The sequence below is a fragment of the Coleofasciculus sp. genome (assembly GCF_046565525.1).
In the GTDB taxonomy this organism is placed as follows: domain Bacteria; phylum Cyanobacteriota; class Cyanobacteriia; order Cyanobacteriales; family Coleofasciculaceae; genus Coleofasciculus.
The window spans coordinates 1-24,509 of the sequence record NZ_JBKHUP010000105.1 but is presented as its reverse complement, the minus strand read 5'-3'; the positions used below and the strand labels follow the sequence as shown (position 1 = coordinate 24,509).

Annotated in this window: 26 protein-coding genes; 12 read left to right on the top strand and 14 right to left on the bottom strand. The window is 48.0% G+C overall.

Going from position 1 to position 24,509, the window contains the following annotated elements:
• Nucleotides 1-68 precede the first annotated feature (68 nt).
• Nucleotides 69-704 carry a hypothetical protein gene (locus tag ACLGGO_RS28430; protein ID WP_446421828.1) on the top strand — a complete coding sequence of 212 codons (636 nt, stop codon included), beginning with the start codon at nucleotides 69-71 and terminating at the stop codon, nucleotides 702-704.
• A gap of 35 nt (nucleotides 705-739) precedes the next feature.
• Here the strand turns inward: ACLGGO_RS28430 and hsdR are convergent, their stop codons facing one another.
• The 10 genes from hsdR to ACLGGO_RS28380 all read right to left on the bottom strand — a co-directional run bounded on the left by hsdR (nucleotide 740) and on the right by ACLGGO_RS28380 (nucleotide 13,205).
• Nucleotides 740-3,037 (bottom strand): EcoAI/FtnUII family type I restriction enzme subunit R, encoded by a 2,298-nt coding sequence (gene hsdR / locus ACLGGO_RS28425; protein WP_446421827.1) that lies wholly within the window; start codon nucleotides 3,035-3,037, stop codon nucleotides 740-742.
• A complete protein-coding gene (locus ACLGGO_RS28420) occupies nucleotides 3,034-4,089 on the bottom strand; it encodes a PDDEXK nuclease domain-containing protein (RefSeq protein ID WP_446421829.1) in 1,056 nt (351 codons plus the stop codon). The genes hsdR and ACLGGO_RS28420 overlap by 4 nt, the downstream gene beginning before the upstream one ends.
• 5 nt (nucleotides 4,090-4,094) lie before the next feature.
• A complete protein-coding gene (locus ACLGGO_RS28415; RefSeq protein ID WP_446421826.1) occupies nucleotides 4,095-5,348 on the bottom strand; it encodes a restriction endonuclease subunit S in 1,254 nt (417 codons plus the stop codon).
• Complete coding sequence (locus ACLGGO_RS28410) at nucleotides 5,305-5,622, bottom strand: GIY-YIG nuclease family protein (RefSeq protein ID WP_446421825.1); 318 nt, start codon at nucleotides 5,620-5,622, stop codon at nucleotides 5,305-5,307. The genes ACLGGO_RS28415 and ACLGGO_RS28410 overlap by 44 nt, the downstream gene beginning before the upstream one ends.
• Nucleotides 5,623-5,699: 77 nt before the next feature.
• Complete coding sequence (locus tag ACLGGO_RS28405; protein ID WP_446421824.1) at nucleotides 5,700-7,244, bottom strand: N-6 DNA methylase; 1,545 nt, start codon at nucleotides 7,242-7,244, stop codon at nucleotides 5,700-5,702.
• 462 nt (nucleotides 7,245-7,706) lie between these two features.
• Nucleotides 7,707-7,994 (bottom strand): hypothetical protein, encoded by a 288-nt coding sequence (locus ACLGGO_RS28400; RefSeq protein WP_446421823.1) that lies wholly within the window; start codon nucleotides 7,992-7,994, stop codon nucleotides 7,707-7,709.
• A 214-nt stretch (nucleotides 7,995-8,208) separates the two neighbouring features.
• Entirely contained in the window at nucleotides 8,209-12,039 is a 3,831-nt protein-coding gene (locus ACLGGO_RS28395) for a DUF5906 domain-containing protein (RefSeq protein WP_446421822.1), read from the bottom strand.
• Nucleotides 12,039-12,209, bottom strand: a complete 171-nt coding sequence (locus tag ACLGGO_RS28390; protein ID WP_446421821.1) for a hypothetical protein — start codon at nucleotides 12,207-12,209, stop codon at nucleotides 12,039-12,041. The genes ACLGGO_RS28395 and ACLGGO_RS28390 overlap by 1 nt, the downstream gene beginning before the upstream one ends.
• Nucleotides 12,210-12,441: 232 nt before the next feature.
• Entirely contained in the window at nucleotides 12,442-12,618 is a 177-nt protein-coding gene (locus tag ACLGGO_RS28385) for a hypothetical protein (RefSeq protein ID WP_446421820.1), read from the bottom strand.
• A gap of 446 nt (nucleotides 12,619-13,064) precedes the next feature.
• Entirely contained in the window at nucleotides 13,065-13,205 is a 141-nt protein-coding gene (locus ACLGGO_RS28380) for a ribbon-helix-helix domain-containing protein (protein ID WP_446421819.1), read from the bottom strand.
• Between the two features lie 289 nt (nucleotides 13,206-13,494).
• Between ACLGGO_RS28380 and ACLGGO_RS28375 the strand changes: the two genes are divergently transcribed.
• The 9 genes from ACLGGO_RS28375 to ACLGGO_RS28335 all read left to right on the top strand — a co-directional run bounded on the left by ACLGGO_RS28375 (nucleotide 13,495) and on the right by ACLGGO_RS28335 (nucleotide 19,270).
• A complete protein-coding gene (locus tag ACLGGO_RS28375; protein ID WP_446421818.1) occupies nucleotides 13,495-14,535 on the top strand; it encodes a ParM/StbA family protein in 1,041 nt (346 codons plus the stop codon).
• 3 nt (nucleotides 14,536-14,538) lie between these two features.
• Nucleotides 14,539-14,814 carry a hypothetical protein gene (locus ACLGGO_RS28370; RefSeq protein ID WP_446421817.1) on the top strand — a complete coding sequence of 92 codons (276 nt, stop codon included), beginning with the start codon at nucleotides 14,539-14,541 and terminating at the stop codon, nucleotides 14,812-14,814.
• Between the two features lie 63 nt (nucleotides 14,815-14,877).
• Nucleotides 14,878-15,096 carry a hypothetical protein gene (locus tag ACLGGO_RS28365; RefSeq protein WP_446421816.1) on the top strand — a complete coding sequence of 73 codons (219 nt, stop codon included), beginning with the start codon at nucleotides 14,878-14,880 and terminating at the stop codon, nucleotides 15,094-15,096.
• Nucleotides 15,093-15,395 carry a hypothetical protein gene (locus tag ACLGGO_RS28360; protein ID WP_446421815.1) on the top strand — a complete coding sequence of 101 codons (303 nt, stop codon included), beginning with the start codon at nucleotides 15,093-15,095 and terminating at the stop codon, nucleotides 15,393-15,395. The genes ACLGGO_RS28365 and ACLGGO_RS28360 overlap by 4 nt, the downstream gene beginning before the upstream one ends.
• Before the next feature lie 57 nt (nucleotides 15,396-15,452).
• Nucleotides 15,453-16,121 carry a hypothetical protein gene (locus ACLGGO_RS28355; protein ID WP_446421814.1) on the top strand — a complete coding sequence of 223 codons (669 nt, stop codon included), beginning with the start codon at nucleotides 15,453-15,455 and terminating at the stop codon, nucleotides 16,119-16,121.
• 61 nt (nucleotides 16,122-16,182) lie between these two features.
• Nucleotides 16,183-16,761 carry a hypothetical protein gene (locus ACLGGO_RS28350; RefSeq protein ID WP_446421813.1) on the top strand — a complete coding sequence of 193 codons (579 nt, stop codon included), beginning with the start codon at nucleotides 16,183-16,185 and terminating at the stop codon, nucleotides 16,759-16,761.
• Nucleotides 16,748-18,412, top strand: a complete 1,665-nt coding sequence (locus ACLGGO_RS28345) for a helicase HerA domain-containing protein (protein ID WP_446421812.1) — start codon at nucleotides 16,748-16,750, stop codon at nucleotides 18,410-18,412. Before ACLGGO_RS28350 ends, ACLGGO_RS28345 begins: the two co-directional genes overlap by 14 nt.
• 156 nt (nucleotides 18,413-18,568) lie before the next feature.
• On the top strand, nucleotides 18,569-18,880 hold the full coding sequence (locus tag ACLGGO_RS28340) for a hypothetical protein (RefSeq protein ID WP_446421811.1): 312 nt from the start codon (nucleotides 18,569-18,571) through the stop codon (nucleotides 18,878-18,880).
• Nucleotides 18,881-18,907: 27 nt separating this feature from the next.
• Nucleotides 18,908-19,270: a hypothetical protein gene (locus ACLGGO_RS28335; protein WP_446421810.1), complete on the top strand. Its 363-nt coding sequence runs from the start codon at nucleotides 18,908-18,910 to the stop codon at nucleotides 19,268-19,270.
• Nucleotides 19,271-19,361: 91 nt separating this feature from the next.
• Here ACLGGO_RS28335 and ACLGGO_RS28330 read toward each other — a convergent pair whose 3' ends face one another.
• The 4 genes from ACLGGO_RS28330 to ACLGGO_RS28315 form a co-directional block, all read right to left on the bottom strand.
• Nucleotides 19,362-20,225 carry a relaxase/mobilization nuclease domain-containing protein gene (locus ACLGGO_RS28330; protein WP_446421809.1) on the bottom strand — a complete coding sequence of 288 codons (864 nt, stop codon included), beginning with the start codon at nucleotides 20,223-20,225 and terminating at the stop codon, nucleotides 19,362-19,364.
• Between the two features lie 25 nt (nucleotides 20,226-20,250).
• A complete protein-coding gene (locus ACLGGO_RS28325) occupies nucleotides 20,251-20,649 on the bottom strand; it encodes a plasmid mobilization protein (RefSeq protein WP_446421808.1) in 399 nt (132 codons plus the stop codon).
• 1,387 nt (nucleotides 20,650-22,036) lie between these two features.
• Complete coding sequence (locus tag ACLGGO_RS28320; RefSeq protein ID WP_446421807.1) at nucleotides 22,037-23,062, bottom strand: hypothetical protein; 1,026 nt, start codon at nucleotides 23,060-23,062, stop codon at nucleotides 22,037-22,039.
• On the bottom strand, nucleotides 23,059-23,451 hold the full coding sequence (locus ACLGGO_RS28315; protein ID WP_446421806.1) for a hypothetical protein: 393 nt from the start codon (nucleotides 23,449-23,451) through the stop codon (nucleotides 23,059-23,061). Before ACLGGO_RS28315 ends, ACLGGO_RS28320 begins: the two co-directional genes overlap by 4 nt.
• Between ACLGGO_RS28315 and ACLGGO_RS28310 the strand changes: the two genes are divergently transcribed.
• A complete protein-coding gene (locus ACLGGO_RS28310; protein ID WP_446421805.1) occupies nucleotides 23,450-23,605 on the top strand; it encodes a hypothetical protein in 156 nt (51 codons plus the stop codon). The genes ACLGGO_RS28315 and ACLGGO_RS28310 overlap by 2 nt on opposite strands.
• 380 nt (nucleotides 23,606-23,985) lie before the next feature.
• Entirely contained in the window at nucleotides 23,986-24,474 is a 489-nt protein-coding gene (locus ACLGGO_RS28305) for a hypothetical protein (protein ID WP_446421804.1), read from the top strand.
• The last annotated feature ends 35 nt before the right edge of the window (nucleotides 24,475-24,509 follow it).

Here is a 24,509-nt window from a genome sequence, read left to right as displayed (position 1 = left end):
AAGTTTCTTTAGATGACATCAAAGGATGGTTTACTCATTGTTGCTACTGTACCTCACTAGACTGAGAAATGCTGTATCACTATTCTATTGACTTAAATCAATTGGCTGATCAGATTCGGACAATGGAAGTTAACTTATTAAATTATGAGAGACGAGTTAAGGTTATTCAGGAGAAAGCCAGGAAAGAAACCCAGGAAAAAGCTATCTCAGATTATGATTACTTAACTTTATGGGGATGGAATTTAAGGTCTTTAGATTGGCAGTCACTTCCTAACTCAATTCTTGACTTTTTATCTCCTCATGATTTTACTTTTTTGGATAAGTTTAGGCAAGATTTTAGTAACAAATATATGTTACAAGTAGAAAAAGACTATGAGGGATTAAGTCCTGGCTTGATTCTATTGGAGGAATTAATTAATTCGATTTATGGAATCACAAATTTGGATCAGGCACAGCGCGATCGCACGTTCCAAAATACTGTCGCAATTGTCGGCGTAGGGCTAGCCGCAGGTTCTATGGTTGTGTCTCTGAATAAATTAGGCGAGGGAAAAAATGATCCAGTTCGGTCTGTCCTCACCCATTCCCTAAAAATCCAACCACCCTGGCTAGAACCAGCAATTCCCTTGGTCTACAGCCTCAGTACCGCTATTTTAGCCGCCCTATTCACTTGGTTGGTGATTCGGTTAAAAGAGCGATCGCGCTAAAGCTGATGTACTCCAGTCCTTTTACCCATAGCAACTTACCACCAACGAATTTGCCTAACGTCTCCGAGTTCGGAGATAGCATCATTAATGCTGTGATACTTTAGTTCTAAGAGTTTTGGTAACTTATCCTGGTTGAGTTCCCCTACCCCCTCACGGATATACTGGTCTAACACAAAGTCGAGAAACTCCTGCTGCTTCCCGGTGTAGCGGGAGAAAATCAGGCTTTTATGAGCAATGACGCGCTCTCGACGGCTTAACGGGGGTTTGGCGTAGGCGATAAAAGTCAAAACATCGAAGACATCGCTATTCTCGGCATCAGCAATCTTTTGGATGGCGGCGATTTGGTCTTCGCCGTAGCCTTTCTCGGCTAACCCGGCTAACAGCGCTTGGCGAGTATCCGGGCGACTCCAGATTTGGCGCAGTTCGGCTTCATCTTGAAAGAGGTTGGGGAGTTCTCCATAGAGGCGTTGCACGAATTCGGTGGCTGACAGGGGTTTGCCGTCGGGACTCCAGTAGGTGGTTTGAGTGGTGCTTTGAATACTGCGCTCTTTACCGTCTGCGAGTTGAACGACGATTTTTTCAGGGCGTTGGCGGGATACTTCTGAAGGTTGGGAACGACCTCCCTCAATGGTATCCCGTCGGGGTCGGGGTGTGATACCTGTGGGGGGTTCTTGGGGTGGTCCATCCCATTCGGGGTCGTTAAAGTTCTCGTGGGCGCGAACGAAATCATAAATGGTAAAATAATCCTTACCTTCAAAAATACGAGTTCCCCGACCGATAATTTGCTTGAACTCAATCATAGAGTTGATGGGGCGCATTAATACGATGTTGCGAACGTTCCGCGCATTGACCCCAGTTGAAAGCTTTTGAGAGGTGGTCAGGATAGTCGGGATGATTTTCTCGTTGTCCTGGAATTGTTTAAGCTGTTGTTCTCCCAAGGCTCCATCGTTGGCGGTGACGCGCACGCAGTAGTTGGGGTCGCTGCTAATCTTCATTTGGTTAATTAGGTCGCGTACCATCAGGGCGTGGTCTTGGGTAGCACAAAAAACCAGGGTTTTCTCGTTCTGGTTAATGGCTTCCATGAAGACTCGCACGCGATGGGCTTCGCGGGGTCGCATTTCAATGATACGGTTAAAGTCGGCTTCGGTGTAGACCCTTTCTGTGTCGATAGTTCCAGCACTGATAAAGTCTTCTTCGCTGTAAACGTATTCATCCAGATTGGTTTGGATTTGGTGGACTTTGAAGGGGGTGAGGTAGCCGTCTTCGATACCTGCGGCGAGGGAGTATTCGTAAACGGGTTTGCCGAAATAGTCGTAGGTGACAGCGTTGATATCGCGACGGGGGGTGGCGGTGAGACCGAGTTGGACGGCTGGGGAGAAGTATTCCAGGATACCTCGCCAGGTGCTTTGGTCGTTCGCTCCGCCTCGGTGACATTCATCAATGATAATCAGGTCAAAAAAGTCGCGGGGATATTCGCCGAAGTTGGGCGTGGGTTCCTCATCGCCCCCAGTTTCGGTCATGAAGGTCTGAAAGATGGTGAAAAAGATGCTACCGTTTTTGGGGACTTTGCCTTTTTTCTTGATCGCTTCTGGGTCAATCCGGACTAACGCATCGGCTGGGAAGGCGGAAAAGTCGAGAAAGGCTTGGTTGGCGAGGATGTTGCGGTCTGCGAGAAAGAGGATGCGGGGGCGACGGCTGGGTTGACGGGTTTCGGCTTCGCTCAACCCTCGGAGGTTCCAACGGCTGTGAAAGAGTTTCCAGGCGATTTGGAAGGCGATGCAGGTTTTTCCGGTTCCGGTGGCGAGGGTGAGGAGGATGCGGTTTTCGTTATTGGCGATCGCGTCTAATACTCTGGTAATGGCAATATGTTGATAATAACGGGCTTCCCAGGTTCCGCTTTTGTCTTCAAAGGGGATGACAGCAAAGCGATCTCGCCACTGGTTCTCTTCACTATAGGTCATATCCCACAGTTCGTCGGGGGTGGGATAATGGTCAACATCCTGCTCTACTCCAGTGAGCATATCGATTTGGTAGATTTGCACGCCGTTGGTGGCGTAGACGTAGCGGACTTGGAGAAGGTCGGCGTAGTCTTTGGTTTGTTGAACGCCTTCGGTGTAGGGTTTGTCTCGCGCCTTAGCTTCGATGATAGCCAGTTTTTGGTTGCGGTAAGTTAGGACATAATCGGCGTATTTAGCCGGGGCGCGTCTTCCCCCTCCAATCAGGCGACCGGGGGCGATGACTTCGCGACGGATACGGCTTTCGTCTACTACACCCCAACCCGCAGCACGGAGGGCGGGGTCAATCAGTTCGGCTCTGGTTTCGGCTTCGTTCATTGGGGGTTGTCCTCCGCAGATGTTGGGTGAGCCGCAGCAAATCGCTGGCGAGCATCGGTAATGGCTTGTTGTAGTTTGGTTTGTAGCACGGCTTTAGGCGGTAGGACGGTGAGATATTCCGCGACATGAATCCCGCTTTTGTCAAGTTCCAGGAGTTCAATTTGTTCCTGCTTTTTGCCAGCACAGAGAATAATACCGAGGGGTGGGTTTTCATCGGGTTCTTGTTCGTATTTGGCAAGCCAGCGTAGGTACAGTTCCATTTGTCCTTTGTATTCGGCTTTGAAGCTACCCAGTTTCAAATCAATGGCGATGAGGCGTTTGAGTTTGCGGTTGTAAAAAAGCAGATCAAGATAGAAGTCGTCATCGTCAATCTGTAGCTTTTTCTGACGAGCGACAAAGGTAAATCCCGCCCCCAGTTCCAAGAGAAATTGCTCGATATCGCGGAGGATGGCGTCTTCGAGGTCTTTTTCTAAGTAACGGTCGTTGAGTTGGAGGAAGTCGAGGATATAGGGGTCTCTCAGCAATAAATCGGGAGAAATTTGCCGGGTTTTCCGCAGTTGGTCGAGGTCGTGGCGGATGGTGTCTTCTGGTTTACGGGAAAGGGCGGTGCGTTCGTAGAGCATGGAGTCAATGCGCTCTCTTAATTGGCGGACACTCCAGCGTTCGAGTTGAGCCAGTTCGAGATAAAAGTCGCGTTTCAGTTCATCATCAACGTACATCAGGGTTTTGAGATGTGTCCAGCTTAATTGTCTCCCCAGTGTGGAGACAATCTCTCGCTCTGGGAAGGTTTCGGCAAAGCGGACAAAATGCCAGAGTTGTTTCTCGCTCCAGCCTTTACCGTAGGTTTGGGTGAGTTGTTGGGCGAGGGTGCTGATGATTTGTTTGCCGTAGGTAGCGCGGTCTTGGTTGAGGATTTGGGTATGGATGCGGTGTCCAATGTGCCAGTAGAGGAGGGTAAGTTCAGCGTTAACGGTAACGGCGACGCGCTGTTTGGCTGCGTCGATTAAGGCTTTGACTTCGCTGAACAGTTCCTCGGTTGTGACTGGCTCAATCTCGCTCACGCAGCAGCCTCCTTGATGGTGGGGTTTACCCTGAGCTTAGTCGAAGGGTTGGTGAGTTCTCCGGTAAATGCTTTGTGCAGGATGGATTGTTTAAGTTCTTGCAGGGCTTCGAGTTTGCGTTGATAGATGGCTTCGAGGCGTTGGGTTTCTTCCGACAAAGCATCAAGTTTAGAAACTAAAAATGCTTGAATTTCGACATCTGGAAAAGGAAAGAGTTGATTTTCAAAAGTCCCCATATTTATATTGTCTTGTGCGCTACCTTTTCCTTTTTTCTGTAGCTCAATCTTGAAGGCTTGAAGCATATACTCTACAAACATATTGTTTGCTTTCGTGTTGTCTGCAACAAATCCAATAATGCTATCAGGGATACAAGCATCGAAGTCTAAAACTGCTGTTTCAGCAATGTTTGCAGCTATTGTGATACAGACAGTTCCTTTCGACCATAATTTACTTTGGGCTAATCCTAATTCATTGTATGTTTGCGAATATTTGGTAATGATGTGTTTTGAATGGCGAACATCCCCCGTTTGAATAAAAGGATATTGACCACCATAAAGTTTTTTATCATTTCGAGGACGATGTTTAGATTTTCCTCTACCAAATTCAATAGAGACTTCATGCAGTGTTTTTTCTACCCATCCGTCGCCTTTCTGAGTGAAGACCGCGTTTAGGTAGCTTTCAAAGATTTCGCGGGCGTTGGCGAGGTTTTTCTCGGTGTTTGCGATCGCGCGATCGATTCCCTCAAACGCCTCATCCAGTATCGCCACAATCCGCTTCTGTTCGGGGAGTGGGGGAAGGGGGACAGGTATAGAGTTGAGCTTTCGTTGATTAAGTTTCGGTTGTGCTGCTCCGCTAATATATGACTCCAGTGAAATATAATTTAGATAATATTCCACAAAAGTCTGAGTTGATATATTGGCAAATTTAAGAACATGGGCATGATTGTTTACCCAGGACTTCCCACTAATAGAAAATGCTATCGGATAAGTTCTTGCTAAAAGATTCGCGCCATCTTCAGATACCAATAGTAAATCTTCATTAAATAAATAATCATCCACATAATCCACAATACCTGACGCACCGTAATATGGAATACTACCAGATTTTCTCTTGGACTTTGTAATAGGAACTCTATAACTATCAAGATTTTCGCAAATATCTCCTAGACTTTTTATTTGCCAACTATTAGCGACTAACTCTCCACTATCAACTACCAACTGAATGTTCTCCTCTCTGATAATGTGATTCATTCTGACATTCTGCCAAAATATGAAGTTTGTCCCAGTCACTATTCATCAACGCTATTTTTTTTTTGCGACTCCACCCCTGCACCTGCTTTTCTCGATAAAACGCATCTGCTACATAATCATAATACTTTGCATAAACCAACTTTACAGGTAATCTTTTCTTTGTATGATTTGCCCCTAAACCGTTTTGGTGTTGCCATAAACGTCGAGGTAAATCCTTTGTGCTTCCTGTATAGAAAGAACCATCCGAACATTCGAGGATATACATATAGGGCATTTCCAACTTATCTCCTTCCCTAGTGATCGGACTTCGGGCTTCGACTACGCTCAGCCCTCAGCTAAGTCCTCATTGACTCAGTTATATGGGGCTGGTTGAGCGAAGCCGAAACCAGCCATCCCCCCAATATCAGCTAAAATCTCCGCACTCTCAGCATCCAAAGCCGCAATCTCCTCCAAAATCTCCCAAGGCTCTCGCAGCGGATCTTCCTCCGGTGCATTGGGATTCTTCACCGACAGATCAAACGTCTCCCTATCCACATCCGCCACATCTACCAACCACGACTTCTCCGACTCCTTAAAGGATTCCTGAAACTCCACAAACTCTTTTAAGTCATCATCATTAAGCGCATTCGTCTTACCCAAACTGCGCCCTGGATCAAGTTGGTAATACCAAATCCGCTCCGTCGCCATCGGCAGCATACTTAACTGTCCGTTCGCCTCCTGACTCTGCCCTACTCCCCACTGCGGATCACGCTTCTCAAAAAACAATACCACCGTTTTCACCCCTGCACCGATAAACGTTCCCCCAGGACAGTCCAGAATTGTGTACAGATTACAATTGGTTAACAGTTCCTCCCGTAACGCCCGTGACGCATTATCCGCATTCGAGAGAAACGTATTCTTAATCACCACGGCGGCTCTACCCCCTGGCTTGAGCATCTTGATAAAATGCTGCAAGAACAGAAATGCCGTCTCACTGGTTTTAACCGGGAACGTCTCCTTAATTTCCTTGCGCTCACTCCCCCCAAACGGCGGGTTAGCCAGAATCACATCCACCCGATCCTTCGGCTGAATATCATTAACATTCTCCGTGAGCGTGTTCGTGTGGACAATATTCGGCGCATCAATGCCATGCAAAATCATATTCATGATACCGATGACATAAGCCAGACTCTTTTTCTCCTTACCGTAGAGCGTGTGCTTCTCTAGCGTCTCCAGTTGCTTCGTCGTCAGCTTCTGCTGGCGCAAATATTCATAAGACTCACACAAGAACCCCGCCGAACCACACGCCCCATCATAAATCCTCTCACCAATCTGCGGCTTCACCACCCGAATCATGGCACGAATCAATGGACGCGGCGTATAATACTCCCCACCATTGCGCCCCGCATTCCCCATGTTCCTGATTTTCGCCTCATACAGATGGGAAAGCTCATGTTTCTCATCCTGAGTCTGAAAGCGCAGTTCATCAATCTCATCCAAAGCATCGCGCAGGTTGTACCCACTCTGAAACTTATTCTTAATCTCGCCAAAAATCTCACCAATCTTATATTCAATAGTGTCCGGACTCTCAGCACTCTGCTTAAACTTCTGGAGGTAGGGAAAAAGTTCGCCATTGACAAACTCCAGTAAATCGTCCCCCGTCAGTGCTACATTATGGTCAATCTCACCCTTCTCATTCTTGGGGGCTGCCCACGCACTCCACTGATACGGCTCATCAATACTGAAAGTATAAGGCTTTCCCGTTAAGATAGCAGCTTGCGATCGCGCCCGTTCCAAATCATCCAAATACTTGAGAAACAGCAGCCACGAACTTTGTTCTGTGTAGTCAAGCTCAGTGGTGCAACCCGCCTCGCGTCGGAGGGTATCATCTAGATTCTTAAACGCCTGCTCAAACATTAAACGCCCACTATACTCCTAAAAATTTCATAGCATATCCTCATACTGGCTGTTGCCCAGGATAAAACATCCGGTACGCCATCCACCCTGTCAGTCAGATAGATTTAATTTGGTCAATCAAGTCCATTTGCGCTAGCTTTGTAAGGTGTCTTTACCCAGTATGCCCACTTTACAGGTCAAAAATTAGCGATCGCTTGCCTTTTTACAAAGACTTTGCCAAAGCTTGATTGCTTTTCAGTAATATTCCCCGGTGACAGCCGCTTTTAATGGCGAAATGGCGATTTATTAAGGCTTCCAGCCTTTTCGACTAGGGGAACCGCGTAGCCTAGCTTATAGCTTTGGGGTTATTGAGTTATAAGTTTTGTTTGGGTGTTTTTTCCGCGATCGCCGGAATTCTCGATAATCAGTTTTTATGTATTGTGATAACAGTACTTAGCACCAGTTTCAATTCCTGATAGAGATTCAGGGGAATCCAAAGTTTTCTAATCCGTCATACATAATAGAAGTATAGAATTGAAATTCCTGATAGGGATTCAGGGGAATCCAAAGTTTTCTAATCCGTCGTGCATAATAGAAGCATAGAGTTTCAATTAAAACCTGTACCGCCTTCCGGTGTCCTGACCATGACTTCAGGGCTGACTTAGCTTTGACGCGACCCAACACACTGCCTGGAATGTGATCAGATCGGTTGCGCCAGTCCGACACCTGAAATCTGACACCCGCGATCGCAACTGAAAAATCAGTCAGCATTTAGCAGCGATCGCATCCTCCGAGTGTGCCAGTTCATCTCCCGCTGCCATTATCCCTGTGCCACTTCATGGAAAGTCAGCAGTCAGCCTGGTGACTGCCTGACTCGGAGCTGACTCGGAGCTGACTTGTGTCAGTTGCGATCGCATCCTTCTGCGCCAGTCCGGGCGCGATCGCAACTGACAAATCAATCAGCATTTGTCAGCGATCGCACCCCCTAAAATCCCTCGATCAATTCCCAATAATCTGGATCATGAACGGGAATTAACTGCCCAGTCTTCTCGATCAGAAATCGCCAGAAAGTTTGAACCGGGGGAGAAGGCTCATCAATGAGCATTCCCTCTACCTCTTTTAGTTTCCCGTTATAACAGGCTTCGTCAATGCACTTGATGATGCACTGCTTAGCGATGGGAGTATCGGTTGGCATCGCTTTGAGAGTCTCCAGGAGGTCTAGCAATTGCTCGTCGCTGAGAAGCTGCCGCGATCGCACCCTATACTTTCCGTTCAGCCAGGTTTTCGCCTGCTCTATCGTCCATCCCAGGCGGTTTAGTTCGATGTCGATGGCTGAAATCACGTCATCATAAGATGTCGGCACCGGTTCATGAACTGGTTCGGGTTTGGGTTTAACTATTTGCGGCGGTGCTGGTGGCTTTGGCTGCGGTTCGGCTTTGTCCGGCAGGGGAGATTCGAGGTCGGTGGTCAGCCATGATAGACGGCATTCCATCTCCCGCAGGTCTTTCCGCAACTCATAATCATCAAACCTGACAACCAGGTTTTGCTCTTGGCTCCTGATGATAATTCCCTGTTTTTTGTGCCGGACGCTGCCGGGGAGATTCAGGCGAACTTTTGTCCCGATCGCGAGTTTAACTGTCGGAGTCGCATCCGGCTGAGTCTCGGCTACCGCGATACGTTCTGACTGAACACGCTCCGCGAACGCATCTGGGGATGTTTTGTCCCCGTTTAGCTCATGAACACAAGTTTTGATGACTGAGCGCTTCGCATCAGGCAAAAGCTTCGCGGCTTCTGCGAGCGCTTCACGGGGGTAAATCTTCCGCAGTTCCTCCAACACTTCTTTACTTTCGCAGAGTTCCAAATCGGTAGCCATGGATAAGAGGTTATCCTCAGCCAGCCATTGCTCAAGTCCATCGGTTGGAGTGGGAGCGATACTTTCTGGAGAACACGCATCCGAGATCGCATCTGAGTCAGCCTCGACTGTCTCACCCACCCCAGTTTTGTCATTTTCCACCCCAGTTCCACCCCAGTTATCCACCCCAGGAACCCTTGATTTTTGGGCATCGCACCCCACCCACCCCAAACTTTGGGAGTCATCACTATTTTTTAGATTGACATTGCCAGGATCAGTAGAGGGGTTCTCAGTTTTTTCATTTTTTTCGCAGGGATGGGAAAAACTGGGGTGGGTGGGGTGGAACCCTTGATTTTCCGTTGTTTTTTGGGGTGGGTCTTGGGGTGGAATTGGGGTGGGTTGGGGTGGAATTGGGGTGGGTTGACCACCGTCGCCGCCACCACCGGAGTTAAACCCAAGTCCCTTCAGTGCTGGTACATTTTTCTTGCTGCCATTGGGATGAGGGATACTCACCCGCTTGGCTTTTGGGAAGAGTTTTTGGAATCGTCCTAGGACTTGGTTAGCTCCCTTGATGTTGCGATCGTAAGGATTAGCCTGCTCCATCCAGACAGGTTTTTGCTTGCCTGTGCTGGATTCTTCATAAGTCAGGGTTCCGTTGTTTAGATACCACTGCTCCAGCATTACCCAGAGTTCCCCCGCCGTTAAAATACAGGTCTGGTTGTAGCCCAGTCCGGTGTCTTGGGCGAACTGGAATAGATGGGAATTCTCAGCCTGGATATCCTCTAAAGCCTTTTTGGTGCATGAGTAGTCTATGCCCTCGCTCATCAGCCGTCGTAGGGCATCTAGGACGCTGTTGAGGAACGCTGGCAGGACTTCATAAGAGAGAAAATCTGGGTCATACTTGAACCGTGGATCGGCTTCCACTTCACCCAGTTCGGGGTTGGCTCCTATCTTGAAAGTCTTATTGAAAGTCAGAACCGCATACCTCGACGCGATCGCCTCCATAGTCCCCTGGAGCTTGGGCGTATCATTCGCGTTGAACAGAGCAATCCCGGATGGTATAAATTCATCCTCATCCCGTCCCTTGGCTTCAGCACTCAACGGGTCGCCAGTGATGAAGGCTTTAAGACTTTGGATTTTATCGAGTCGAGTTGTGTTGGCGTTTTCCGATGCCCAGTTCACCCGCGAGTGGCGTAAACGAGCCAGGGGGAATTTGCGCCCGTTATCGTAACTGGCAAAGTCTGAAAGGGTACATGAGGTTAATCCAGTTCGACCATACATCAGGCTGACGGCTTCGCGAAGGGTGTCCTTCCCGTTTGCCCCGTGTCCTTTCATGATTAACCCTCTCACTGTTCGCCCCTTGAATTTGCGAACTGTGGCAAGGTCTAGGGATGCGCCAACGGTCTTGAGGAAAATATCGCGCTCTTGTGGGTCGAGGACTTCAAGCAGGCGTGAGCAAGCTGACTTATCGGCATCTGGATCGTATTTGATCAGGGGTTCATAAGTGTAGTAGAGAGCTGGATCATGCGGGATTAACTTCCAGTTTGGTTCGCCGCCTTCCCAGTTAATCTGTAGAACACCATTGGTGCAGTTTAACCCGGACGGATTGATCAGTTTAGGGCTAACCCATAACCGCAGCTTGATCCAATTCAGCGCCTCCTGGACGCAGCTAGGCTTGGCATAGGGATAGATCCGTTTGCCTTTTTTATCATACTCTGGGTAGGAATTAGCCCAGTCGGACAGCCTTTTAAGCTCACTCCCATCCTCTATATACTCGTAATAAGTCCCAGTCCAGCAATACAGTTTATTATTGACGCAAATCCAAGGTTTGTCGCCGTATAAAGTATCTAGCGTGAATTGCAGGAATGTCTGTTTGGGATTTAAGGAATCGGGAATCTCAATCCCGCCATCCCATTCCTCTGAGGCTTCCTTGGTATCGGCAGACTGTTCCTCCTTGGCAGCATCAGCCGCAGCATTGAATTGCTGTTCCAGTCGCCTGACGAACTCTTCCTTATCCCAGCCTTGCTCCATGCCCCATTTTACCCAATCAGCAATATCCCCATGTTCGGGTATATCTGCCCATAAGTCAGTTGGGTTTATACGAAAAAATGGCACTCCGATTTTTGAGCAGACCTCTTTAAGCTTTTCGGCTTTCTTGAATCCTGCATCATCGTTGTCAGGGAGATAAGCTATACCCCCTTTTTTGGCTTTTTTAAAGGTTTTTACGGCTGTCTCGATATCTTTATCCGACCAAGATCCGCCTTGGAAGGTAAAGCAGGCTAACCCCAGAAAACGAGCTGATTCTACACAGCCTTCGCCCTCAACCACTAGCGCCCATTGACCCGCGCAGTGGAGTACCTCGGCAAATCGATAAGCATCCCAGGAGTGGTTGCCCTTTCCAATTTTCTCTACACCATCTTTTGTTAAGTGGAAGGGGCGGAGAGTTTTCCAGTAGCCTTTGGGCTTTTCGGGGTAGGGGTAGTCGATTCGTGTTACCCATTGGGCTGAGGAGTATGGGTATCGAGTTATCGTGCACTTATGTTTTAAGCTCTCTAAGGGGATTTTCTCTTCCTCTGCCTCTTGTTTGACGATGTACTTTAGAGCGTCTGTCGCCTCATCCCAGACCAATGGCTGCCTTTCGGGGTGCGTTATCTCTCCTGAAAGTCGGGCTAGTTTAATCTTGCCCTCTGGGATTGGCGCTGGCTTTGGCTTTGGCTTGGATCGCCGTGGTGCCGGAATTACTCGCCGCGTTGGGTTTTCGCGTTTCACCTCGTCCCATGGCGCGATCGCTTCCCGGATATCCTTTGGATCACAGTCGCCGTTAAAACAGTGGTACGCGCCATCTTTACTTATCGCGAAGTCGTTTCCACCACAGACCGGACAAATGTACTTATTCTTTCCTTTGGTAGGGGTGAGCTTGTCAAGGTGGTCTAAAATGCTGAATTCTTTGATTTCCGTGTACATCACGCCACCTCCTCGATGATTCCAAATGGAGCAAGGGCGGATTCACCATGCAGTCCGCAGATTTCGAGGCATTCTAGGGCATCGGTTAGGCGATGCTGAGTGTAGAGGGTGGCGATATACGCGATCGCACCAACCCCTAGTGGCTGGTATTTTTTACTATTGTTTGACATAATTGATCTAATTGATCTAATTGATCTAATTGATCTAATTGATCATGTGTCGATAGGGATTGAAAGAACCTATTTGAGTGCCTATGGTGCTTCGCTTGCCCATAGGCGTGTACAAAATCCCCTCTTTATCCAGGTAAAACCGTGTTTACGCCACGGTTTCAGCTTATTGGGGATTGAATTGTGAAAATTTACAGTGCTAGATGAATTGGTAGTCTCTCGCACTGATCAAACATCAAGCCGCCTCCCTTGTAGGGGCGGCTTCTTTTTGTCCCTGTTCAAGCTCAAAGAGTTTCCTGATCGCGATCGCTAAAACCACAGATCGGGGTGCGCCATCGTAGATCTCTCGGAGTTCATCCAGCTTCAAAATTATAGAACGCGATAACATAGCCCGGACTTCATGCTTTTTCATTAGATAGTATCCTCCAATCTTAGTGGTATCAGCGTACTTACTGAACTTTAGCATAAAGACAAGCTTGCGCCCGTATGCAGTGGGATTTTCCGGACTTGAGGTCGCGATTTCTTTGTCGCGATATTTGGAGGCTGGCATGGATTCAGGTTTGATCAAGTTTTTGATTGAAATGTCAGGATACGCTCGCATATCTTAAAAATTCCCAGAATTTGTTATGGACATTAATTATAGGTTCGATCGCGGTTTATTTTGCCCCCTTCTTTTCAGTAGAGCAACAGGTGTTGAGAATCTCGAAACCTGTCATCATTTGTCAGCCTTTTTGCCTTGTGACACTTTTCCCGCCACTGGCACAAGGGGGGGTTGCGCTCGCGCTGATTGTGACACTTTTCCCGCCACTGGCACAAGGGGGGGTTGCGCTCGCGGTTTTCATCATTAAGTCTGGATTGTTAACTTTCCTCCTGTTTTTGTTTTCTACGCTCTTTCAAGGCTTGCTCGATGATCCACCTTGCTTGAGCCGCCATTGATCGAGTCTCTTCTGCCGCCCACTCCTTTAGCTCCTGTTTGTCTTCAGGGGTAAGGTAGGTCATAACTTTTGGCAGGTTTGTAGGCATTTTGCAGTAAAGTTTAGTTCTTTTACTACAAATATATCCCGATTGTCTAACCTTTCCCTACGGAGTAACAATGCTTTTCATCAGAGTTTAGAACTTCATATCTAATTTTATTGACAAGTTCTAAACTATGCGACTACTATAGCAACCATAGACGCCCAACGAACAGAGGCAAACGTAAAACGCCTTACTGCGGACAACCAGGATTCTAGGTTGTTTTCCTCTCGTAAAGCACCTCAAACAACGCTAAATCAATACTTACAGCACCATGAAAACTGAAAATATCACGCCGCAGAACGGACACTCCTATCCGTCCGGCTACGAACTCGCCTATCCGCCAAACGAACACATACGATCGCGAGTGGTCTTTGATGGTGGAAATCGTTTTCTCAAATGGGTTGATGCTTCAGGTGTGGTTCAGTGCATCCCCTCATGCATCAAAGAATGCTCAGAGTATCAATGGAAGCGACTGAAACCAGACCCCCAAACCTTCTTGGTTGAGGTGGACTCTAAACGATACGCGATCGGGAAACTCGCCCAAGACCTCGGAGGCGATCCAACCTTCCAGAAGGATAAATGCGAGCTGGCTGAAATCCTTGCTCTAGTAGCGATTGAGCCTATAGAAGGGTCGGATTTTGTCCACATCTCCCAGTTTGCGATCGCACTCCCCAACAGCCTTAATGATGCTGATTTGGAGGCAGTAAAACGACTGGAGAATCACCCAGATTATCGGGTATTCAAACGTAACGGGATTGAGATTTGTTACACCATTCGCTCAGTCGAACCGCTCGACGAAACCTATCCAGCCTTTCTCTATGCCAAATCTCAAGACTTTTTCAGCTTCCCTGACCACAAGAATGCCATCTGGGATATCGGGGGCGGTACTTCCATCGCCCGGATTTATCTCCCAAACGGCACTCTAGTTGAGGACGGTGAGGTGATTCTGCCTGGTACAAAAGCCTTAGCTCAACAGGTCGCGGTGGAACTCCAACACTCAACAGGCATGGACTACACCCCCAAGCTCGAACACATCATGGATGCGATTCAACGCTCTGACTTTCTATACAGCACAGACCATATAGATTTCAGTGCCATCTATCAAAAAGTCTGTGAGCAGTGGGTAGAGTCGGCACGATCTGAGATTCGCTCGAAGTGGGCGGAACATTTACCGGAGCTGGGAGAGGTTTTGATCACCGGGGGAAGTGCTCATTTAGCCGCGCCCATCTGTGAAGCCTCTGGGGAACGGTTCAAGATTGCCCCTAACCCCCAACTTTTCAACATCGTCGCGATGGCAAACATGGAGGCTTAATCAATGGCACAGACAAGAGTTGTTTTAGACGAGAGCGATCGCCCAAAAGCTGAGGCGATTATGACTCAAACCGGGATTAAAACATTCTCCCAATTGCTCTCAATTCTTCTAATTAACTACGGCGATCATCTGGTGTCAGCACTCAAGGCTACCCCAACGCCGCCACCGCCGCCCGTGCAAATGGGACGGTCACAGGGACAGCAGGGACAGGGTAAACCAAGCATCCAGCCATCAATGCAACCATCGCCTAAACAGTTTAAGCCCATGAGCGGACTATGACCCGTCTAACGTTTGAACTACTCGCTTGGATTACAGCTTTGTACATTTTGGAGCTTTTAAGCCATGTCAGTTGAACAATTAACGCTTTTAATTGACCGAATGACCCAACAGGACGCGCTAAGAGCTGAGGAGATGTTAAACGCGATCGCGTCTCATAACTGGGACGCCGCTAACTCACTGATTAGCGATTGGGCATTAGAGGATTTACCAGAGGATGGCTGGGAAGTTGTTGAACCCGATGGAGGAATTCAATTTGCAGACCTTAGAACCGCTTTTGAATGACCCCGCTGATAACCGTGGGAGTGGGAGACGCGCCGCCAAGCTTACGTCCCCCGCTGCCCTTCGCCAACCAAGACTCAGGACTTATTCACATCATGCCAGAAATCAATATTGAGCTTACTCTTGCCTTCCAGCAAGCTCTATTAGGCGCTGGAGTTCCCGTCAATCTAGCCCAGCAAGCGGCTGGAATCATGGCGAAAGATGACCCCCACGCTCCCCACTTGGGACGCTCCGATGAGGATATGCACATAGTCCGCAGCGCTCACACCTGGATGAGGGCTAAAGGATTCTTCAACCGTTAACATTCACGCCTAGGCGTGCTGAACGCCAGGGGCGGAAGCTTCACCACAGGAGGAATAATGAGAAACTTTGGAAAAGCCAAGCATAAAAATCACATCAGTGGCGCAGCGCCGGGGACGCTGGCGGCGATGAATAATCTGTTTGGCATCAGCTTAGAAGACTTTATGAAAGCTGTCTATGGAGACCACCGCGCCATTCAGAAGCTTTCAGACATGGGCAGACTCTCAGAAGTCGCTCAAACCAACCTGCAACCAGCTTTAGACGCTGCACGAATCACCATCCAGACGACGGGGGATTTGAATAAAGCGATCGCAGATCTAACCAAACAAACCCAAAAATCAGGCAAACAGGTTACAACGGCGATTTTAGACTCCCAGTTAGCTGAACGGCGATTCAATAACGAACTCACAGAAGCCAAGACCAAATATGGCTATGACGTAAGCGCTGAAACCACACGGCATTTACACCAAGGAAGCCTGATCCAAATCCGGGGTGCTGTGGCTGATTTGATGGCGGTTACAAAGTACCAGACCGACGTTACCAAGGAACAGAGCAAAATCCCTTTGGCACAACAACGGGCTGATGTTGAGTACGAGAAAGCCGTCTCATCGGCACTCTGGGCGGATGGGTCTGACGCCAATATCAGTCGCATCCCCAAGCCAAATTACAACAGCAATAAAGGCTTAGGCAAGCTCTGGAAAGGCTTCAGAGATACATTCGGCATCTAAGCAAGTTTTAGGGGGTCAGAGTGCATCCTGACCCAAATCGTTTTTGTTCTTGAGGCAGGTTATGGAACACAACCTTGACCAATTACTAAACAATTTTACCGTCGTATCAGGAAGCGAGACTGAGGAGACCCCAGAGACTCCAGAAACTTTAGACAGCTCACGCCTCGAACAGGAAATCAGAGAAGTCTTTCAGAATAGACGCTTCTTAACTCAAACCCTATCAGCGCTTCTGGGAATAGCCACCATCCGAGGGTCAGTTCATTTAATGGCGCGGTTAGGACTGCCTGCGATCGCGACCGGGACGATGGGATTTATTGTCGTCGCCCTGGCGTTCGGTCACGCTCTGACCAAAATTGGTATCCAGGACGGCAGACCCAGCCTTGACTCTGATTTTCTCATAGAACTGCTCAAAGCATCTGGCATAGCAGGCGCAGTTTGGTTAGCCACTGATGAGCATCGGGAAATCAGCCATCAATCCTCCACCGGCACCAAGGCTTTTATTGAGGAGGTTAAGCAGTTTGAGATTAACCCAAATTCTCACCCCGTCTGGCTTATGCCCTTAAGCGTTTTCGGACTGGGATTACTGGCGATCGCGCTTTTAGCCACTGTATTTAGGAGGCATCGTCGTGAGTTTTTCTAGAGACCAAAATTTTTCTAGAGACCAAGAGAGGGCGAACACAATCCTAGTCGGGTTAATCAGCGGTCTGGGGGTGCTGACCCTCGCCACCAGCTTCCACGGCAGACAGACAGACCTGATCGAGTATTGCTTCAAACCCAATGATTCCCCTCATTTTTGCACACCTGACAAGCGTTATGTCATGCCCGTAAAAGAATGGCAGGCATTAAAATCTGAACCCGCCAGCAACCCTCGGAGCCAAATCCAAAAGAAGGCTACCCGATTAAGGATTATCGAAGCGACCAACCCACACAAATGGGCTTGGGGACTGACCAGCGCTTTTCTTTTTGGTTCAGCCTACCTGTTAAGTAAAGCCAGAGAACGGAAATTAATCGAATTCCTCCCCCAGTACCGGAACGAGATTAAACAGTCCTGGCTACTGAACAAAATCCAAGCCATTAACACTGCCCATAAAGTCGAGTATGCAGCCAACCTAGACTATCAACTCTGGCAGTTCAGTGCTGACCGTGCCGCCCGATTAAAACAACTCTCAATGCTTTCCCCTGAAGAGATAGCCATATTTCAGGAACAGGCACGGTTACAAGCAATAGCAGAAGCCCAAGCACAGCTAAACCAAGCGACCGGGAAGCCATCCGCCGCCCTTCCCCACGGTACACCGGGGACGATGGACGAACAAGCACGGCAAGGGAAGTTTGAGGAGTCCAATCAGACCTGGGTTGATAACTTCATCAAACAGACCGCACTGGTCTGGGGGAATCAGGGCAGCGGAAAAAGTTGGTTCGCCCGTTACCTCGCCAAACGTAAGGCAGAACAGGGGTATAAAGTCATAATTTTAGACCCCGACTCGAACCCGTCAGAATGGCGTGGCGTTGCCGAAAGTCACCACGGTTTTGAAGATATCGCCAGTTTCTTGAGGTGGTACGTTGACGAGTTAACCCATCGCTATTCCCGGTTTAATGGCTCGACTATGACAGAGGAGGAATGGAGGGAACAGCTCTGGCGTGATGGGGACGCGATCGCAGTTATCTGTGAGGAAGTCACCACCTGGGCGAACATCATTGATGACCAAGACCTGTTGACCAAATTCTTCAGGCTGGCTCTAACCAAGTCAAGAAAACAGGAGATGCCCTGCACATTTGTTAGCCACAATAACACCCAATCAGCACTGGGAAATATCAAAGGACTGGCTAATTTAATTGGGCGGATGCTCCAGCTCCAGTTAGAGACTCAGGTTAATCCTCAAACCTTACAACCCACAGCAAGCGGAAAAGGATTAGTCAAGCTGGATGGTAACGACGAATGGCTACCCGTCACCCTCCCCAGAATCGACAGCAAAATCACCCAGTTTTATAGTCCAACTCAACCAACAGATTCAGCGCCAGGAAAGATAGAACCCCCTGAGTCACCCCCAGTTGATTCGGAGACGGTAGAGCTAAAACTATCTGATGACTTAGGAGAGCCGTTAAAGACAATCTGGCTATTTGCCAAAGATCAGGGAGATTGGATTAAACCCCGTGATATTCAGCGTCGCACATTCGCCGCACTTAAAGGCAAGACAAGTGAGGACATACGGCGCTATTTAGGACTCCTTAATGACATGGGTTACGGGGAGCTAGAGGAGTCAGATGGGTCTGTCGTGTTCAGAGCATTTTAGGCTATCAGGTACGACACGACAGGCACTACAGGCTTACCCGACAGCAAACACGACAGGCACACGACAACTGCCCGACAACCCACCTGACCAGGGTTTGTTATCACACTAGACGCAGATTTAAACTGCACAAAGACTTCAAATTAATGGAGAAAACTCATGATGCATATACCCAGTAAATTGGATACTGAAGCCAGACTGAAGATAGCCCAAAAAATCATTGATGATTTGCGCGAAGAAAATAATCGACTGATACGTCGAAACCACGAGCTTCAGGTGAAAATCGATAGAGATAATCGCAATCCGTTCGCGATCGCGGCTGAAATCTCTACCCGCGCCATTTTTGTTTCGTCCTTCTTGGGTGTGCTGGCTGCGTTTATTCGTCCGGAGCAGTTACCCAATGTTTTAATACTCGGAGGGTGGTTGGGAATGTCGCTCTGGTTTATTTCCGACGATGATTTTTTGTTCTAGGTGATACTGAATTTTTGGAGCTATCTCATGCTAAATTCACAGGAGAATTTTTTCCAAACTATTCCCTGTTGGTTGAGTAAAAGGGATGCTGCGATCGCGCAAGCTCTAATCGACGCAGGATTCACTTATTTCGGCACGTTCTCAGATTTAAATGAGGATGAGACCGATAGTTGCCCGATCTGCACTTTTCATGGATGGAAATTGGGCGTGACTATCGGCGAACTTTTCCTGGATGCTTTCGTAGATGGAGCGCTTTACTACAGACCTTTTGAAGCCGAGACGAGAGAAGACTTTGATCGCGAGGTTGAGAATGTCAAAGGTCTTATCCGGCAGGCGATGAAAGATTGGGAGTCATCGCACCCCCAACCGATTCAGTTATCCCTGTTTTAGTAGAAGAGAAAATAATGCTTAACAAAATTCGCCATATTCGCCATTTGCATGAAAGACGCGATCGCGCCGCCAATCTCCCAGAAGATGAGGATTAATCCAGCTCAAGCTGGGGTTTTTTCCTTCGCCGCAATGATGGAATCAGCTCCCCATCGGCGGCTTTTTTGATGGCTGGCATATCGCGATCGCGCTCATATCGTACCCCGCGTTTTTTCTGGAGACCTGGGAAACTGTATGCGGCTCCCAGCTTATTCCCGGCTATTTTCACCCCATCTATCTCGAAGGCTATTGCCTCCCGGAATAACCCTCTGGTGCTAAACGTGGGATGGACTTTCACCCCTTGGCGCTGCAACCGCCCAATCAGTTGAGTCATTGTGGGCTTATCCCGCGAGGCTTCGTCTATCTTCTTCTGTAGCTGCTCTTTGACCGTGGGGTTTCCGCTTTCGTGATGTATTTGGCGTTGGGTTAAGGCTTTTTTATCCGTCACCGTCGCCTCAATCCCCTTAGCTCGAACCGCGTTGGCGACTTTCTCAGAACTACACGGGGTTGGCTCTAACCCGAATTCCTGTTCCAACTGGCGTATCACTACTTGTGATCGCAGGTAGTCATAACTGTCTGGTACAACCGATCCGTCTAGTTTTATCCGATTGGCGATGATGTGGATATGCTCATGGTCAGTGTCGTGGTGTCGGGCAATCACATACTGGGAGTCAAAATACCCCATTTCCTCTAACCATCGGTGGGCAACCTCGCCGTACTGATCGTTGTCCAAATGCTCATGGTAAGCCCCCTTTTTATGCTCATTGTCGCGGTGGGGGATTGATAGTATGGTATGGGCGCAAGCTTTCTTTAAACCAGGTCTTAGGCTTCTGATGGCTCCAAATTCCCTGGATAACTGCTCAACATTAGACCCTCCCATATTGCTCTCAAGTAACTCTCCCTTCTCCTTTCGTAGCACGTATTTCAGGGTTGTCCTGAAGCTTCTATTTTTCAGTATCTTGGCTATCATCTCCGCACCCCAAAAGCTGTAGCTGGGTCTGTTTGTTCAGTCGAGTCAGTTCCTTCACTTGGCTTGCGATCGCGTCGGCGTCCACCGATAAGAGTGTTCCTGCTTTGTTTGCTGTGTTCATGGCTTTAACCAACTGGTTTAGGTTCACTCCTATGGCTGAAAGCTCCCGATAAATCTCCCGGTTTATCTGGGGTGGCGGTTGGGGAAAGCGAATCTGCTTATTTATAGCCGCCTTCCGAATGAATTCTGAGATGGAAAGCTGTGATTGATTAGCCTTAAATCTTAGTTCCTCATACTCATCTTTCGCGAACCTCACCGGATGGGTAATCTTCCGGGGAACCCCGTCTTCTCTCTTAGCTTTAGCGCCTCGCATGATATCAATTTTCTGACACAACCGCTCCACAGCCCCCCGCAGGGGCAAGCTTGCTGCCGTTCCGCGCAGCGGATATGCGCTTTAGCGCATATAGGCAGCATAGCTTGCGTATGATCCAAGTGTGGGGAACCTTTCACAGTATACCTCAACAAAAGTGAGGCGAACCGAGGGATAAATGAGGGAAATTATAGGGGAATTTTACCGGGAATAATTCTGCAAGAATCGTGACCGAGGAATGAGTTAGGGTTTAATGAGGATAAAAGAGGGTTTTGCGAGGGATGAGAGAGGGTTTTGTGAGAAGAAAATAAAGGCTTATTTTTGGATAAATTAAGACACCTGGTAACAAATTAATTTAATAGGTTGAGGACAAGTCGTTAGAGGGGGAGTGGAGTGGAACGCGATCACAAAATTAAGCGTGCCGATACGATCGCCAAAATTCTAGTAATAGCTAAAATTGTGGGGAGGTTAGCATTTGTTAGCATTTTACACTCCCCCCAAGGCGTAGATCTAGCGAAGCTGATCACCGGGTCAATCTAGCTCAAACCATTGTCCCATAAGCGTTTCAGAAACCGAACTTTTTCGCGTTCGCGATGGGTGAAATATTGCATTCTTTGAGTAGTTTGTGCAAAATAAGACGGTTTGGTGGATGACTGATTTGGCTGAAAAGCAGATGGGGTATGGATTTGGGCGATAAATGATGAAGATTATCTCATTGAACATTAAACAACTCTTAACTGCAATATCATCTAGATTGCCCCGGTGATAACCTCGCTAGATCTACGCCCCCAACAAAAACATCTGAAAAATCAGGAACAGGCGCGGCAAGATTCCCGACGCCAGTGGAGTGGCAGCCGCGCCGGGGGTAGCGTAACAACGTATGGATTAATATGACTGGCGCGTGCTGCTACCGGGAATCGCTTTCCGCGCCGGGGTAGGGGGCGAAGTGGAAATGATGGAGCCTGTTGCCAGCCATTCCAGCTAGGAGCGGTAGCTTTGGAGAGGAACCGAGGGGCTTGAGGAACGAATGACCTGAATGACCTCCAAGCTTAGCGACGCCTCCAGCGACCGCCGTGAGAAGGGCGATGGAGAGCTAGGAATGGCTAGGTTTTCGGCGACTGAATTGAAGCGTAGCACCCGGTCGCGGGAGAACGAAGGTTTTTAGAAAACAGCGAAGCCGCTTAGACCCGCGAACCCCCCTCCAGAAGAAAATCCATCAAATCCCCCCAAGGAAAATTCCGGCGATCGCGGGAAATTCGGATGAACAGATCTTACGATCGCCGTCGAACAGGTTGAAACGTTTCAACCTGTTTACTGCAAACCCAGCGAACACACACACCAGCCCAAAACGCTGAAACCGTTGCAGGGTAAGACTTTTCCCAGCGCAACATCATCCCCTAGCCACAAAATCGCTACAGGGCATCTGCCAATCTTCTAGCCCTACTGGGTAAATTGCACATAGGAAGCCTTGGCTAGTGGCGCACCCAGAAGCACATTTGAGGCATTGCTTTTGCTGTGTCTTGCGTTTATTTTTTATCTCTAGGTATTTTGTATGACCTTGCTTTATCGCCTCTGTATTCGCTTTAAAAATCGCCACATATCTATCTCTCCTATCAAGCCATTGGCTGTATTCTTCAGCATGATCAGCTAAAAAATTTTCAACTCGTTGCCGGGAGTAAAGCTGCATAGCTGTCCAGCTCTTGTGGTGAGGGTTTTCCCGGATTAAATCAGGTTTACCTAGGCGGTTTATCCAAGATTTTGATAGTAAGTAGCGATTGCGTAATGTCCCCTTGGTCAGAAAACTGTCAGGAGGTTTCCAATCGCAGTCGTTGGGATGGTAAAGTAAAACCGTCTTCCACTCTTCTTTCCACACGCGGAAAAAACCGCGAGGCTGGGTATCATCGCGTGGAGCAAGGTTCTCTTTTTTGAGCTGCGTAAGTGTTTTTAGTTCATGGGAAAGCCCATACTCACAGTGAGGTGGTAAAGATTCATCGTCAATCGGGCATTCTTCCCAGCGGTAAAGAAACAGCCAGTCTCCCTCGTGCCGGATACAACCGTGGGGTTTGTCTCCCGGTTTCCGATTATATCGGTAGAGTTGGTTTGGCGTCTTGAGATCTTTGGGGCGATTATTCCAGGTGTAAATGGGGGGTAGTTCTGGGTTGATGGTTTCTACATCGGATGAGTCAAAAAGCCACACCCAATTTTTGCTTCGCTTCAAACATCCGATCGCGTTCCCTTTGGGCTTGAGGTTTTGAGCGGCTAACTGTTCAGCTTCAATCAGGTGACTGGGCAGTTGATTAGGATTGTCATACCAAACTACTCCAGGACATTTTGCTCGTGGCTTTTTCTTCCATTGCTGCTGGCACAGTTCACATATCCACCCTGTTTCTGTCTTTTTGAGCTTGTGGTCAGTCATTGGTCTTGGGAAGAGAGTTCATCGATCATCATGTTCAATGCTTTAACCGCTGCCTTGTACCCCGATGCCTGCTTGCCAAGTTTGAGCCGCTTGAGAACGCTATCGCGGGTCTTCTCCAAACGACCCTCTGAAACTCCCCCATGCTGACTCTTGGACTGTGTTAACACGGTAACGGCAAGCCCTCTCAAAACCTCGCCGGGACTTTGGGACTGTTCTTCTGCCAACTGCTGCAAGCGCTCGTAAATGCTCTGAGGTAGACGGACTCCCACCACCTTTTTAGAGAGGGGTTCATCTCCTTTCGGAGCGAAGCGTCCCAACTCATCCTTGGGCTGGTCTCTAATCATAATCACGGCAACTAACTTAACCTTGTTAACACGGTTAATCGCCATGTTAACGCAGATATCAATAACCGTGTTAACACCGATAACTCTATCCATGTTAACACGGGAACGGTTAACCCAGCCGAGAGCTGGGGTGAGGAGAAAAAAGCGCGATACGTTCTACGAACACGCTGGCGCGATCGCGTACCCAATGAAGAGTTAAGGGATGCCCAAGCAAACTTTGCTCGCCGTCTTCCCCATCTCTCTTATGTTTTTAAAAATGATCACAGCTTTGAAACGGAGTATCATGAACTTTTACCGACAAAAATTGACAAGTTCACAGACCACGAAGATGGCTATACAGGATATTACTACCCTGTCCGTTTAAATGACACCTATGGACTCTTAGTTGCCTGTTCTCCTCCTGAAAATTATCACATCTATTCTGCTAATCAAGTCATTGCTAATCTCAAAAAAAAAATTGATGACAAGCTGGCGGATCAGCCGGGGACGTTAGGAACTACTTGGTTAATCTTAGCTCATCTCCCTGAAAACTATCATAAAGATCGGTCTAAAGTTGCTCAGGACTGCTATCAAGCCTTAATGGAAAATTCCGACCCTCAGACCCCCGCTGATTGGGAAACTGACTTAGTAGGTCAAGGAAAATTTTTAGGGGGGACTCTTTTTGAATTATCCCAATATTACATCCGTCCAAACTTGAAATATAGAAGTCATAGGAAAGGCTCTAATTTTTCAAATTATAATTCGACTTATTTGGCTGAACTACAGGTATCTAATCATGTTTTGATTGAGTTATGTCCGAATCATTCAGCCGCTAAGATAGCCTCTCGCTTCAATTTTGATTGGATAAGATTATTTTGTTATCGACATAAAATTTTGTTTGCTTATACTCAGAGTCGCTTTATTAAACAGGACTTGAAAGAGGGTTATAGAACTATTAAAGAGTTTATGAGATTGTTTCAAAAAGAGCGCCAGAGCAACCCGAGTCTTAGACAATTAAAAAATCAATTATTACAAGCACAATATAGTTTATACAGCGTTTCCCACGCTGATGAGGTACATTTAGGGTAGGACTTTTGCTCTCAGAGGGTTCATCGGTTTGAAAC